Genomic DNA, 14,050 nt, shown 5'->3' with positions numbered 1-14,050 from the left:
GATTCAGGGAACCGGCGGCCATGATGGCGTCGGTTTTCTGGCCCGCCCGGTTTCGGGGGGCGACATCGACATCGCTTTGAACAGGATGTGACCCATGCGTAACTTCGACCTGACCCCGCTCTATCGTGCCTCCGTCGGTTTTGACCGTCTGGCCGACGTGATGGACCGGGCCCTGTCCGCCGACGTGACGACGACGACCTATCCGCCCTACAACATCGAGAAGACCGGCGAGGATGCCTATCGCATCTCGATCGCCGTGGCCGGCTTCGCGGCCGATGATCTGAATGTCGAGGTCCGCGACGGCGCGGTGATCGTGTCGGCCCGCAAGCCCGAGACCGAGGATGACGGCCGCACCTACCTGCATCGCGGCATCGCCACCCGCGCCTTCGAGCGTAAGTTCGCTCTGGCCGACCATGTCCGCGTCGAGGGCGCCAGTCATGCCGACGGCATGCTGCACATCGACCTTGTCCGCGAGATCCCCGAGGCGCTGAAGCCGCGCCGGATCGAGATCGCCAAGAGCGCCGCGGTGGGCAAGCTGGCCTCCTGAAGGCTGCGTCCCGCGACGGCCGGGGGGCCAGCCCCCCGGACCCCCCGGCCGCCCACGATCCGATGGAAAGGCCGCGTCACCCGACGCGGCCTTTCGCGTTCACAGCCTGCGGCGCGCGCGCAGGGCCGCGGTGATGGTCCCGTCGTCGAGATAGTCCAGTTCCCCACCGATCGGCACGCCTTGGGCGAGGCCGGTCACGGTCACGCCCGATCCCTCCAGCGCATCGGCGATGTAATGGGCGGTCGTCTGCCCGTCGACGGTCGCGTTCAGCGCCAGGATGACCTCGGCAATGGCCTCGTCCTGGATGCGGGCCAGCAGGGTTGGGATGCGCAGATCGTCGGGGCCGACCTCGTCCAGCGCCGACAATGTCCCGCCCAGGACGTGATAGCGGCCGCGGAACGCCCGGCCCCGCTCCAGCGCCCAGAGATCGGCCACGTCCTGCACCACACAGATCTCTCCGGTGGCGCGGGCCGGATCGGTGCAGATCGCGCAGGCCTCTCGGTCGGTGATGTTGCCGCAGACCACGCATTCGCGGGCGGTCTGCGCCACGCGCTCCATCAGGGCGGCCAGCGGCGCCATCTGCTGGCTGCGGCGGCGCACCAGCTGCAGCACGATGCGCCGGGCCGATCGCGGGCCCAGCCCGGGCAGCCGGCCCATCAGCGCGATCAGCGCCTGGATGTCGTCGCCGCCCTGCTCCATGGGCGTCAGAAGGGCAGCTTCATGCCGGGGGGCAGGCCCAGACCCTCGGTCATGCGGGCCATCTCGGACTGCATCCGCTCCTCGGCGGCGCGCTGCGCCTCCTTGATCGCGGCCAGGATCAGGTCCTCGACCACCTCCTTCTCCGACGGCACGAAGATCGACGGGTCGATCTCCAGCGCGGTCAGCTCGCCCTTGGCGGTGCAGGTCGCGCGCACGAGGCCCGCGCCGGATTCCCCGGTCACGGTGATGCGGGCCATGTCCTCCTGCAGCTGGCCCATCTTGTCCTGCATGTCCTTGGCGGCCTTCATCATCTTGGCCATGTCGCCAAAGCCGCCCAATCCCTTGATCATCGCTCAGTCCTCATCCTCGAAGGGGTCCCATTCCTCGACCTCGGCCACGGGGCCTGCGGTCTGGCCGTGCGGGTCGTCGGCGCCCTCGGCCTCGATCTCGGCGGTCTGCGGGTCCAGGCGCCGGACGCCGGTCAGCGTCGCGCCGGGAAAGGCCGCCAGAACCTGCTGCACGATGGGCAGTGCCATCGCACGGTCGCGGGCGGCCTGCTCCTCGGCCTCGCGCAGCTGGGCGATGGTCGGGGCGCCGTCCTCGTTCGTCACGGTCACGGCCCAACGCTGCCCGCCGGTCCAGCCGCGCAACCGCTCGGCCAGGCGCTGCGCCAGATCGGCGGGCGCGTTGCCGCGGGGCTGGAACTCGATCCGGCCGGGGCTGTATCGCACCAGCGCGACGTGCCGCTCGACCAGCACCAGAAGCGTCATGTCGCGCATGCGCGCGATCAGCTCGACGACCGATGCGAAATCGGGAAAGCTCTCGACCAGCTCGGGCGCGACGGCCAGGGCCTGCGCCGCGGAGCCGTGCGCCCGGACCGCCGTCGCGGCGCGGGCGCGGCGCATCGCCTGCGGGGCTTGGCCGGCCTGCGCGCCCGCCACCGCAGGTCCGCGGGCGAACTCGCCTGCGGCCTGCGCCTGCTGGACACGGCGGATCAGGGTCTCGGGGTCGGGCAGGTCGGCCACATGGGTCAGGCGGATCACCGCCATCTCGGCGGCCATCATCGCGTTGGGCGCGGCCGAGACCTCCTCCAGCGCCTTGAGCAGCAGCTGCCACATGCGCGACATGACGCGCATCGGCAGGCGATCCGCCAGATCCTTGCCGCGCGCGCGTTCGTCCGGCGCGATCGTCGGATCCTCCAGCGCGTCCGGCGTGATCTTCACGACCGAGATCCAATGCGTGATCTCGGCCATGTCGCGTAGCACGGCGACCGGGTCGGCGCCGTCGGCATACTGTCCCTGCAGCTCGGTCAGGGCCGCGGCTGCGTCGCCCCGCATCACCATCTCGAACAGGTCGATGACCCGCCCCCGGTCGGCCAGGCCCAGCATGGCGCGCACCTGATCGGCGCCGGTCTCCGCGCCGCCCGCGCCATGGCTGATCGCCTGGTCCAGCAGGCTGGTCGCGTCCCGGGCCGAGCCCTCCGCCGCCCGCGTGATCAGCGCCAGCGCGTCGTCGGCGATGGAGGCGCCTTCGGCCGTGGCGATGCGCCGCAGCAGGGCGATCATCACCTCGGGCTCGATCCGGCGCAGGTCGAACCGCTGGCAGCGCGACAGGACGGTGACCGGAACCTTGCGGATCTCGGTGGTGGCGAAGATGAACTTCACATGCGGCGGCGGCTCCTCCAGCGTCTTCAGCAGCGCGTTGAACGCGCTGGTGGACAGCATGTGGACCTCGTCGATGATGTAGATCTTGTAGCGCGCGGATGCCGCCCGGTAATGCACCGATTCGATGATCTCGCGGATGTCGCCCACGCCGGTGCGCGAGGCCGCGTCCATCTCCATCACGTCGACATGGCGGCCCTCGGCGATGGCCACGCAATGCTCGCAGATGCCGCAGGGTTCGGTGGTGGGGCCGCCCTCGCCGTCGGGGCCGATGCAGTTCATGCCCTTGGCGATGATGCGCGCGGTCGTGGTCTTTCCGGTGCCGCGGATGCCGGTCATGATGAAGGCCTGCGCGATCCGGTCGGCGGCAAAGGCGTTCTTCAGGGTGCGGACCATCGCGTCCTGGCCAACCAGGTCGGCGAAGGTCTCGGGCCGGTACTTCCGGGCCAGAACCTGATAGGCGGGCTTGGTGTCGGTCATCGGTCCCTCGGGCGTCGCGCCACCTTAGCGGGCGCGGGCGGGGGCCACAACCGGGTGGGGGCCCGCCGCGGCTTCAGGCGATGAGGGCGCGGTCCTGCGCGATCATCGCCGCATGGGTCCGGTTGCGCGCCCCCAGCTTGCGGCACAGCGTCTTGACGTGCAGCTTGACCGTGACCTCCTGCAGGTCCAGGTCCTGCGCGATCTCCTTGTTGGACTTGCCTTGGCACAGGCCGGACAGGACCTGGTTCTCGCGCCGGGTCAGCGGGCCCGAGGCCTTGGGCTCCTCGGCGGCCATCAGGTCGTAGGGGGCGAAGACCCCGCCCGCCACGATGAAATGGATCGCGGCCGCCAGGGACCGGCCGGTCAGCGTCTTGGGCAGAAAGCCCCGCGCGCCCGCCTCTAGCGCCTGCCGCGCGACCTGCGCCGAGGCGATCCCCGTCAGCATCGCGACGGGCGCCGCGCCCATCGCGGCCTGTATCCGCGACAGGCCCTGCAGGCCGTCCATCCCCGGCATGTCGTAATCCAGCAGGACCAGATCGAAGACCCCCGGCATCCGCTGGACGGTGGACAGGGCCTGGTCCAGCGAATCGACACCGGTGACATCGGTGATGCCCTCGGCGGCCAGAAGGGCGGTGATCGCCTCCCTGACAAGAGTGTGGTCATCCGCGATCAGAACCCGCATTCCCCTCGACCTTTCGCGTCAATGCGCCCGACGGACCCGCCGGGGGGCACGTCCGTCATTCCTGCATGCCAGTTTCTCAGGCGGCCGTGGTGGAGAAACTGTGCAGCATTTTCCGCAGTTCCGACCAGTCGGGCGGCGTGTTCCCCGGATGGGCGCCGCGCAGCGCGTCCTCCAGCCGGATCAGCGCGGCGCGGATGTCGCCCAGGCCCCCGACGGCCGCGCTGCCCGCCATGCGATGGACCAGCGCGCATGCCTCGCGTGGCGCCATCCCGGCCTCCAGGGCTGTCAGGCCGTCGTGCAACTCGGCCGCGATCCGGTCCATCAGCGCCCGCGCGCCGTCGGGGCCCAGGGTCGCGGCCAGGTCCGTGCCGGGCGGGGCATCCCCCGCCGGAGTGGCGTGCAGGATCCGGGCCAGCTCGGCGCGCTGCAGGGGCTTGACCAGCACCTGATCCATCCCGGCCTCGTGGAAATGGGCCAGATCCTCGTCCATCGCATGGGCGGTCAGGGCGACGATCGGGGTGGCGCGGTTCGGTCCCGCGGCGCGGATGCGGCGGGTCGCGTCGGCGCCGTTCAGGCCGGGCATGCTGATGTCCATCAGGATCAGGTCGAACCGGCGAAGGGCCGCGGCGCGCAGCCCCTCCAGCCCGTCGCAGGCCTCGGTCACCGTGCATCCCTCCAGGCGCAGCATCTCTCCGGCGACCAGGCGGTTGGTCGGATTGTCCTCGACCATCAGCACGTCGAGACCCGCGCCGCCGGTCAGGCCCGCGGCGCCCGGCCCGCCTTCCGGCGCGGCCCGCTCCGCCCGCGGCAGGGGCAGCGCGACCATGAAGGCCGTCCCCTGGCCCGGTTCGCTGGCCACGTCGATCGTCCCGCCCATCGCCTCGACCAGCCCCTTGACGATGCTGAGGCCCAGCCCGGTCCCCTGGACCTTGCGGTCGAAGGTCGGGTCCAGGGTCACGAACTCGTCGAAGATCCGGCCCAGGTCCTCCTCGGCCATGCCGATGCCGGTATCCGTCACGCGCAGCTCGACCATGTCGTCGCGCTGCTCCAGCTCGACCGCGACCTGGCCGCCGCGGGTGAACTTGATGGCGTTGCCGATCAGGTTCACGGCGATCTGCTCGACCCGCGTCGGATCGGCCAAGACCAGCCGCCCGGGCGCTCCCTGACAGTCCAGCGTCAGCCTGTTGCCCCGCGCCTCGGCCTGCTGGCGCAGGCTCTCGACCGCCTCGGCCAGCAGCGCGGCCAGATCGACCGGCACCGCCGTGAGGTCGATCCGGTCGCGCCCCGCGCGCGAGGCATCCAGCACGTCGTTGATGTGGCGCAGCAGCATCTGCCCGGAATGCTCCATCGCGGCCAGATAGCGGGTCTGGCGCGCGTCCAGCGTCGTGTCGCGCAGCAGCTGCAGCATGCCCAGGACGCCGTTCAGGGGGGTGCGCATCTCATGGCTCATCACCGCGATCATCCGCGCCTTGGCCTGCTGGCCCGCCAGGGCGCGGTCGCGGGCCTCGATCAGTTCGGCCTCCTCGGCGGCACGGCGCGAGACGTCGCGCACGAACGCCACCAGCAGCGGGTCGCGCGCATCCGCGGTGACCGACAGCGACAGCTCGACCGGGATGATCCGGCCCGACTGGTGCTGGGCGGTGGTGCGGATGATGCCCGGACCGCCGGCGTCCCGCGCACCGTCGCGGATCTGGGCCAGCAGCGCGCGCACCGTCGCCCGCTGATCGGGCGGTGTCAGCAGTTCGACCACGTCCGCGCCGACGGCGGTCTTGGCGTCATAGCCGTAGATGCGCTGCGCCGCGCTGTTGTAGCCCAGGATCCGGCCGTCGGTCTGCGCGACCAGGATGGCGTCGATCGAGGCCTCGAACAGGGAATGCAGCCGATTGCGGGCCGAGGTGATCCGCTGCGTCTGCATTCGCGCGGCGCGGAACATCCAGAACAGCCCCGCCAGCGTCCCGCTGAGCACCAGGAACAGCGGCACCACCAGCAGCGACAGCCGCGTCAGCGCCGCGGCCACCGCCTCGCGCCGGCGGTCCGAATCCTGCGCAAAGAGCCGTACCCCCTCCAGCGAGATGCTGCGCACCTCGGGCACGGCCAGCGCGACCTGCGGCCCGATCCGAGGCGCGGCGGCGGCCAGGACCGCGTCCGGCGCGTCGATCAGCGGGATCGCCGCGTCCAGCATGGCCTGGACCCGGGCCAGATGCGCCCCGATGTCGCCGCTGGCGCGCAGCGCCGCGAATCCCTCGCCGTGCCGCAAGGTCTGGACGCGGGAGTAGAGGATGTCGAAGCGCCGCCGGACGGCTGCGGTCGCGGCGGCGGGGTCGGCGGCGTCCTCCACTTCGGACAGCGCGCGCTGGAGCGACAGGATCTCGACCTCGGTCTGGGCCAGGAACCACTGGGTGCTGTCCGAATTGGCGGTGCCCAGCTGGTCGATCTGCCGGCGGGCGTCGATCTGGAACATCCAGATCGTCACCGCCAGCGCCGCCACCGCCAGCCCGAACAGCGCCGACAGCGCATAGACGCCGCGCGACAGCCCCTGCGGACGGATCGCCCAGCCTGTCGTCATTCGGCCACCGCCAGCCGGTCCAGCTGCCAGATGCTGCGCGAATAGACGACCTCCGAGCGCAGCTCCGGATCGCTGTCATAGGGATAGACGATCCACAGCGGCCCCTTGTCGCGCACCGCCAGCGTCCGGCCGTCCACGCGATAGGCGACGATGGGATGGTCGTCGGTCATCTCGTCCAGGGGGATATGGACGGCATAGTCGTTGATGGCGGTCGCCATGACCGCGCCCTCGGTGATGCCCGCATCGGCCAGGAGGCGGCGCAGCGGCACGCCGGTGAACTCGGCCGGGGCCTCGGTCCAGATGGTCGAGGTGGTGAAGCGTTCGGGCGCGAAGGCCTCCAGCGCGGCCAGGTCGTAGGTGCGGGTGGCCTCGGGGCCGGCGACCGACAGCAGCGGTCCTTCGGCCAGGGCGGGGCCGGCGCAGGCCAGCAGCAGGATCAGCGGGGCGACGATCTTCATGCGATGTCCTTTCCTTCGGGGTTCAGGGCGTCCTCGCGACCATTGTGCCAGCCCGGCGCGCGGCGGGCGCCGGCGCTTCGGGATAGGGACCTATCCGAAAGGCGAGGATCGCAGGAAAAGGTTTATAAAATCCTTCGCATCCAAGGGGCCGCGGGGGCACCTATCCTTTCGCAGGGGGTCGGCTATGCCGATGCACGCCGCGGGTATCCGTCCGCCGCCGCGACGCCGCGGCCCCGGCATGGCACAAGGGACCCACAGCAAACGGAGTGAGTGCCATGTTCCACCAGCGGTTCCCCCAGACCTCGACGTCGTTTCCGGCCTTCCCCGTCACGACCTTTCCCAGCCTGCCCGTCATCTCGGTCTTCGGGCTCAGCCGGGCGGGGCTGATGATGACGGCGACGCTGGCCAGCCTGGGATACCGGGTCATCGGCGTCGACGGCGACCCCGACAAGACCGAGGCGCTGGAGCAGGGCCGCTGCGACCTGCACAAGCCCGGCCTGAAGGAGATGCTGGACCACGGGCGCATCATGGGCCGCATCATGGTGTCCGACGACATCCTGACCGCCGTCGGCCGCAGCGAGATCACCCTGGTCACGCAGGGCTACGGCCTGGACGCCTTCGGCCGGCGCGACCCCTATCCGCTGATGGTGATGGGCCGCACCCTGGGCGCGGCGATCCGGCTGAAGGGTGCGGCCCATACGGTCATGCTGCACGCCCCCGACGCCCCGGAACTCTGCGACGGCATCCTGGCCCCGGCGCTGGCGCAGGGCTTCGGCCACGACGCCCTCACCGGCTATCGCCTGTGCGCCATGCCCGCCCAGCTGCGCGACGAGGCCGCGCTCGGCGCCTTCCGTCACGTCCTGGCCGACTTCCTGCCGACCGCACGCTGAGACGGCGCGCTGAAGGGCGGCATCCGCCCGGAGGATCATGATGACAGCGCCGACCATTGCCGCCTGCGACCTGCTGTCGCCGGACCGTCTCCGCGCGGTGCGGCGGGCGATCCGCGACCGCCTGCCCCCCGCGCCGCCGCCCGGTCCTATCCGGCAGGCCGCCTGCCTGATGGAGGTGGCTGACGACTACGACGGCTTCCTGTTCGACGATGACGGCGTGCTGACCGAGGGCGACGAGGCGCGTCCCGGTGCCGTGGCCTGCCTGGCGGCGCTGCGCGCGATGGGCAGGCCGTTCCGCGTCCTGGCCACCGATGCGGGCTGCGCGCCGCAGGCCGCCCTGGCCCGGTTCCGCCGGTTGGGCCTCGATCTGCGCGACGGAGAGGTGCTGTCGGCCCGGACCGCGGCGCTGTCGATGCTGGGCGGGCGGGGCTGGGGCGCGATCACCGCGCCGGGCGACGCGCTGGCCGATGCGGGGGGGCGGGTCCACGACCTTCTGGCGGACCGGGACTGGTCGACGGCGCGGGGCATCGTCTTCCTGTCGCCCGCGCGGTGGGACGCGGCGCTGCAGGACCGGCTGGTGGCCTGCCTGCGCGCCCGGCCCCGGCCGGTCGTCGTCGCGGGGCCCGACCTGACAGCCCCCCGCGCGGGCGGGCTGTCGGCCCTGCCGGGCCTCTGGGCGCATGACCTGCAGGAACGCACCGGCATCGTGCCGCATGTCGTGGCCAAGCCCTGTCGCACGCCCCGCGCGGCAGGGCTTGGCGGGCGCGTGGCGATGGTGGGCGACGTGCTGCATGTCGACGTGCCGGGCGGCATGGCGGCCGGCTGCCACACGATCCTGGTGACCGGTCGCGGCGGTCCGGGGGCCATCTGCGACGGTGCCATCGCACCCGATGTGGTGCTCCCCTCGCTCTGACCGCCGGCGGTGCGCCGTCATGCCGCTGTCACGCGCCGGGCCGGGCGGTTTGACCGGGGCGCGCGGCTGATCTAGCAGGGGGCAGGCCCGCGGCGGCGCCGGGGGTTCCATCGCACAGGATGCAACCGCCATGACGACCGCCCCCGATTCCCGCTCCGCGGGAACCCCGTCCGAGGTCTTCCGCACCTTCCTGAAACTGGGGCTGACCTCCTTCGGCGGCCCCATCGCGCATCTGGGCTATTTCCGGGACGAGCTGGTGACGCGCCGCCGCTGGCTGTCCGAACAGGGCTATGCCGATCTGGTGGCGCTGTGCCAGTTCCTGCCGGGACCGGCCTCGTCGCAGGTGGGCTTTGCCCTGGGCCTGATGCGGGCCGGATGGGGCGGGGCGGCGGCCGCCTTTCTGGCCTTCACGCTGCCCTCGGCGCTGATCCTGACGGTCTTCGCGCTGACCGCGGCCTCGGTCGGCGGGCCGGTGGCGGGCGGCGCGCTGGACGGGCTGAAGATCGTCGCGGTCGCGATCGTCGCGCAGGCGGTCTGGGGCATGGCGCGCAGCCTGTGCCCGGACCGCGAACGGGGCAGCATCGCGGTGGCGGCGGTCGTGCTCTTGGCCGTGCTGCCGGGGGCGGTGGGCATGGTCGGGGCCATCGCCGCGGGGGCGCTGGCGGGTCTGGCCCTGGGGCGCGGCACGGCGTCTGCGGGGGGGCGGCTCTCCGTGCCGGTGACGCGCCGGCAGGGCGGGATCGCGCTGTCGGTCTTTGCGGCGCTGCTGCTGAGCCTGCCGCTGGTGGCGGGGCTGGGGCAGGGGCTGGCGGTGATCGACAGCTTCTATCGCGCGGGCTCGCTGGTATTCGGGGGCGGGCATGTGGTGCTGCCCCTGCTGGAGGCAGAGGTCGTGGGGCCGGGCTGGGTCACGCCTGACCAGTTCCTGGCGGGATACGGCGCGGCGCAGGCCGTGCCGGGGCCGCTCTTCACCTTCGCCGCCTATCTGGGCGCGGTGCTGGAGCCATGGCCGAACGGGGTCCTGGGTGCGACGATCGCGCTTCTGGCGCTGTTCCTGCCGGGGCTTCTGCTGCTGGTCGCGGCGCTGCCCTTCTGGGACCGGTTCCGCACCATGCCGCGCGCGCAATCCGCGATGCAGGGCGCCAATGCCGCGGTGGTCGGCATCCTGGGCGCGGCGCTCTATGATCCGGTCTTCACCGCCGCCATCGGCGACATGCGTGACCTGGCCCTGGCGCTGGCCTGCTTCGTCGCGCTGGTCGCGTGGAAGGTCGCACCCTGGATGGTGGTGCTGGCCGGGGCCGCCGGAGGCGTCGCGCTGCAGCTCATGGGATGAGGGAAGGGTGAGAGGCTGGACTTCTGCAGCATCTATGGATATATATATATATCAAATAGTTATTAAAATAGAAGTGTCAGATTTGTAGCAAGTTTTGTAGCAAGCTTTGTGTCATCTTGGCCACTGCACAACGGTGTCTTGATGGCCGTGGTCCCGTGGTCCCGCGCTGTGGAAAGGGCAGGGACCGACCGCAGGTCGCCTTGGGCTCCTGAGGTCGGGCGCGGAATGGGTGGCGCTTGATGCGCCCCCTTTTCACCACTCCATGCTCTACCTGCCAAAGATCGCTCTGAGGGAGACCCTCGATCGGGCGGTCAGCTTGGGGTCGGTGTTGCCAGACGCGTCGCGGATCTCGTCCAGCCAGGCGCGCTCGTTCACGGTGGTCGGCGTGCCGAAGGTCTCGAGCACAGCCACCGATGCCGTTTTCCCCACAGCCTGCTCGAGGGCCAGGCGCATCAGATGGGCCGGGTCAGTCTCCAGCGCCCTGGCCAGGGCCGGAACGCGGTCCAAGGGGACCTTCGATGCGCCGCTCTTGAACATCGAAATCAGGTTTCCGTTCGTGAAGCCTGCCTCGTGCGCGATCGTCTTCTGGGTCTTCCTGTGCGCAAGCAGCTCGGTCTGGCGGCGCAGGAATACGGCGGCAGGTGTGGTTTCATAGGGGTTGGGCATGGTCGTCTCTTTCTTGAACCTTGGTTGATGAGACGAATCTAGCCGCCTGTGCCGCAACATGCGCTTGGGAGTTGGCGCGCGCTCGTCGGGAAGGCCGAAGTCCTAGAAAACGGGCGTCGAGGTGACGGGGATGCTTCGGGGCCCCTGACCATTTCCCTGGTCGGACCCTCCACTTCAGTCGCCGGCCGTGTGCATGGTGATGCGGATCGGCAGTTGGGCCACGCAGGCGCCCGGTGCCCTGCACTTCAATGCCCGCGTCCTGCTGGTCCAACCCTGCGTCGGGCCATGGGGCAGGGTGCGCGTCAGCTGAATGCGCCCCATCCCCCGGCTGCCCCAGACGGCTCGTCCCTGATGGACCGGTCGAAATGGTCACGCTCCTCGAGGCCGAAGTCGACCATCAGCGCGTTCTGGATCACGCGGGCCTGGGCGTTGAGGCCATCGGCCAATGACTTGGGAACGCGGTGGGCCGAGATTTCGGAGATCTGACGCGCGAGCCCTGTGATCTGCTTGATTGTTCGCGCGACGGGCGGCTTGCCGAAGCCCAGATCCAACATCAGCTCGTGGAGTGCATGGACATCAAAGTCTTCGCCAAAGCACGCGCCACCGTGCCTGAACGATAGTTCATGCGTCACACGCCGGTCCATGAACACCGGCACCACATCATAGAGCGGCGAAAGGCGCACCGTCCGTCCCTGATGGAGAAGCGAGGTGTTCTTTCCGTGATTGTCGGTGTTGCCTACCAGCAGGTTGAACAGCGTCTGCGCCAGAAAATCCCTCCGCGCCAAGGCCGGCACGGTGGTCCGTGCCAGGATGGTGTTCACGGCGGCGGCCGAGAAGCGGCGTTGCGGATCCACGGCGTCGCGTTCATATTTGAGGCTGGGCGGCAGGCCGAGTGCCTGACAGAAATCCTCGGCGTGACGGCGATGGATCGTGCCGGCCCCCTCGTTGATCCGGACCTCGCGGTCAAACCGCGTCGACAGCAGCGTGTTGACGCGCAAGCCCCCGACGTCGAAGACGAGGTCCCGGCTGTCGGCAGCATCGATCCGGACCTGCGCGGCGATCTGTAGCAGCACCGTCTCGTGGCGCGTGATGTCGGGGTCGAAATTCGGGGAGACCTTCAGGATATGCGTCGTCGGTGCGCGAGAGCCTTCCTTGGGCAGCCAAACCCTGTCATTTAGCATGACGCAGGCGATCTTGCCTTGGACGCCCGCGACCGGTGACGGGTTCCGCTCGGCCTCGGGCATGCGGCGGTGCTGATGCAACGACAGCACGATCCGGGCCAGCCGGTCATCCGAAAGAGGCTCGTAGTCCTCGGGAAACCGCCCCGGCATCTTGCCGGGGCCCGTGCCCTCGGGCGTGACCGAAATCGCTCCCGGACAGTCCGCGCCCAGATGCCACAACAGCGCGCCGATGTCCCCACGATCGATGCCGAAGCCGTCGAGGACACGTTCAAGCTGGGGGCCCTCGAACAGGAGATTGCCGAAATACCCTCTGCAGGCAGCGTCGTCATAAGGCGTGGTGGCAACCGGCAGGGACATCGAGATCCTATGCTCCGCCGGGACATCATCGGCGTAGGTGAAGGACAGGCTTTTGTCGTCGGCACGGTCAAGCCGACCCACAGGCGCATCCCGCCCCTCGATCCAGACGTCCATCCTCATGCGCGCGGTTCCGTGAAGAGGTCGATGCCGAGGATGGCACACAGCCTGAGATAAGTGTCGAGATGCGAGCGACGGCTGCCGCGCTCGATCTTCGAAAGGTTTCCAGCGTCGATCCCTGCCATCGACGCCAGTTCATGCTGCGCGATGCCAAGCCGTTCGCGGTGCGAGCGGATCACGGCGCCCAGGTCGGAGGCGTCGAGAAGATGCCGACGGCGCATGTCCTGACCTTCATCATCATCCTGTGTGCCCGCCATGGCTCGTCCTCCTGACGCGGATTGGCTCCAGCGCCAAGTATAAGAGGAACGGTATTACGCAAGCAAGAGAATTGGCGAAAACGCCAAGAGAGCTCGTGGCACCGCCATGGGATAAGCGGGGTTGGCTCTAACGCCAAGGCGGAGGTCAGCAGGCAGCAGGATCTGCTACGGCGTCTATGACGATGCGCGAACCTGTGGTTTAGAGCCTCTGGAGCATTATACCGCGTGAGGAATGTTACGGTCGAATAAGAGCTTCCTATCCTCACTATTAAATTATACAAAGGTCATAGTATGTAATATTTAAGGGCATCATGACCTCCTCCTCTTCCTTCAACAGCGACACACCAATTCAACAACAGCTTCCCTCACCTACACAGCTTCTCTCTGACACCTGTGCGGTCGGTTATATCAGGGTCTCTACTGAGAAGCAGACGGTAGGTGCAGGAACTGTCAGACAGCGTGAAGCGATCGAAGCCTATGCACGTGCTGCCAACGTCAAGATCATCGAGTTCTTCGAAGAGAGCCATAGCGCGACTGACGGAACGCCCCTGCTGGAGCGGCCGGAGTTTGCCAAGGCTGTGGAGATGGCGCTGCGCTGCGACTGTCCCATCTTCATCGAGAAGTTTGATCGCCTGTCGCGGAACCCGGCCCTACATGCTGAGTGGAGAAGAACCAGCCGGGTCAGGATCGTTGCGGTCTGCGAGGAGGACCTGTTCGAAACACCTGGAGAGCGCGCACGAATTGCAGCGGCCGGGGTAGATGCGGATGCAAAGGCCGCTGGTCAGGCTGCGGCCTATGCGAAGATGCGTGCCGAGGGTCGCCCCTTGGGCAATCCCAACCCCAGCCCGATTGCCCACCAGAAGTCCGCTGAGATCCGCCGGCACTTTGCGCGTGTAAGGCATTTGAAGATCGTGGATGTGCTTGATGAGCTGGGTCATGATCTTCCCCGGCCGGACCTGGTGCGCGCGCTGAATGAGCGGGGCATCCGGACCGGCACCGGCAAACCGTGGACGTCCGGTCTCTTGGCGCCCGATTATTGGAAGGCTATCGAGATCCTGAAGGCGAGGGTCGAGGCATCCGAAGCAAAGAACGATCAGGACGAGGCTGATCGGGTCGAGATGGAGAAGGACCCGCGATTCGCCATGTTCTGACGATGCCGGGGGGTTGCCCAAAACAATGCGTGGATGGAAACGTCCTGCGCCAAGGTAGGCGGCGGCAAGCTATTCGGATTCCGGATCGGGGA

At 69.1% G+C, this 14,050-nt stretch carries 14 protein-coding genes; 5 read left to right on the top strand and 9 right to left on the bottom strand.

What is annotated here, in order from left to right; all coding sequences use genetic code 11:
- The first annotated feature begins 94 nt into the window (after nt 1–94).
- Complete coding sequence (locus tag AACG61_RS11805; RefSeq protein ID WP_411837325.1) at nt 95–547, top strand: Hsp20 family protein; 453 nt, start codon at nt 95–97, stop codon at nt 545–547.
- 99 nt (nt 548–646) lie between these two features.
- Here AACG61_RS11805 and recR read toward each other — a convergent pair whose 3' ends face one another.
- The 6 genes from recR to AACG61_RS11775 all read right to left on the bottom strand — a co-directional run bounded on the left by recR (nt 647) and on the right by AACG61_RS11775 (nt 7,093).
- Nucleotides 647–1,246, bottom strand: a complete 600-nt coding sequence (recR, locus tag AACG61_RS11800; protein WP_411837324.1) for a recombination mediator RecR — start codon at nt 1,244–1,246, stop codon at nt 647–649.
- Between the two features lie 5 nt (nt 1,247–1,251).
- Complete coding sequence (locus tag AACG61_RS11795; RefSeq protein ID WP_411837323.1) at nt 1,252–1,596, bottom strand: YbaB/EbfC family nucleoid-associated protein; 345 nt, start codon at nt 1,594–1,596, stop codon at nt 1,252–1,254.
- 3 nt (nt 1,597–1,599) lie between these two features.
- Nucleotides 1,600–3,387, bottom strand: a complete 1,788-nt coding sequence (locus AACG61_RS11790; RefSeq protein ID WP_411837322.1) for a DNA polymerase III subunit gamma/tau — start codon at nt 3,385–3,387, stop codon at nt 1,600–1,602.
- Nucleotides 3,388–3,460: 73 nt separating this feature from the next.
- Entirely contained in the window at nt 3,461–4,069 is a 609-nt protein-coding gene (locus tag AACG61_RS11785; RefSeq protein WP_411837321.1) for a response regulator transcription factor, read from the bottom strand.
- A gap of 76 nt (nt 4,070–4,145) precedes the next feature.
- A complete protein-coding gene (locus AACG61_RS11780) occupies nt 4,146–6,635 on the bottom strand; it encodes an ATP-binding protein (protein WP_411837320.1) in 2,490 nt (829 codons plus the stop codon).
- Nucleotides 6,632–7,093: a molybdopterin-dependent oxidoreductase gene (locus AACG61_RS11775; protein WP_411837319.1), complete on the bottom strand. Its 462-nt coding sequence runs from the start codon at nt 7,091–7,093 to the stop codon at nt 6,632–6,634. Before AACG61_RS11775 ends, AACG61_RS11780 begins: the two co-directional genes overlap by 4 nt.
- 275 nt (nt 7,094–7,368) lie before the next feature.
- Here AACG61_RS11775 and AACG61_RS11770 point away from each other — a divergent pair, with 275 nt between their 5' ends.
- The 3 genes from AACG61_RS11770 (at nt 7,369) to chrA (ending at nt 10,229) form a co-directional block, all read left to right on the top strand.
- Nucleotides 7,369–7,983: a hypothetical protein gene (locus tag AACG61_RS11770; protein WP_411837318.1), complete on the top strand. Its 615-nt coding sequence runs from the start codon at nt 7,369–7,371 to the stop codon at nt 7,981–7,983.
- A gap of 37 nt (nt 7,984–8,020) precedes the next feature.
- Nucleotides 8,021–8,896, top strand: coding sequence for an HAD hydrolase-like protein (locus AACG61_RS11765; protein WP_411837317.1), 876 nt, complete (start codon nt 8,021–8,023; stop codon nt 8,894–8,896).
- 130 nt (nt 8,897–9,026) lie between these two features.
- On the top strand, nt 9,027–10,229 hold the full coding sequence (gene chrA, locus AACG61_RS11760) for a chromate efflux transporter (protein ID WP_411837316.1): 1,203 nt from the start codon (nt 9,027–9,029) through the stop codon (nt 10,227–10,229).
- Between the two features lie 267 nt (nt 10,230–10,496).
- Here the strand turns inward: chrA and AACG61_RS11755 are convergent, their stop codons facing one another.
- From AACG61_RS11755 to AACG61_RS11745, 3 genes are all read right to left on the bottom strand, one after another.
- Entirely contained in the window at nt 10,497–10,895 is a 399-nt protein-coding gene (locus AACG61_RS11755; protein ID WP_411837315.1) for an XRE family transcriptional regulator, read from the bottom strand.
- 302 nt (nt 10,896–11,197) lie between these two features.
- The gene (locus tag AACG61_RS11750) at nt 11,198–12,547 is read right to left on the bottom strand and encodes a HipA domain-containing protein (protein WP_411837314.1); all 1,350 of its coding nucleotides are present in this window, start codon (nt 12,545–12,547) and stop codon (nt 11,198–11,200) included.
- 2 nt (nt 12,548–12,549) lie between these two features.
- Nucleotides 12,550–12,807: a helix-turn-helix domain-containing protein gene (locus AACG61_RS11745; RefSeq protein WP_411837313.1), complete on the bottom strand. Its 258-nt coding sequence runs from the start codon at nt 12,805–12,807 to the stop codon at nt 12,550–12,552.
- Nucleotides 12,808–13,118: 311 nt separating this feature from the next.
- Between AACG61_RS11745 and AACG61_RS11740 the strand changes: the two genes are divergently transcribed.
- Entirely contained in the window at nt 13,119–13,958 is an 840-nt protein-coding gene (locus tag AACG61_RS11740; protein ID WP_411837312.1) for a recombinase family protein, read from the top strand.
- Nucleotides 13,959–14,050: the final 92 nt, after the last annotated feature.

The organism is Paracoccus sp. ME4, assembly GCF_046736325.1.
GTDB lineage: Bacteria > Pseudomonadota > Alphaproteobacteria > Rhodobacterales > Rhodobacteraceae > Paracoccus.
This window is presented reverse-complemented; position numbering and strand designations above follow the sequence as displayed.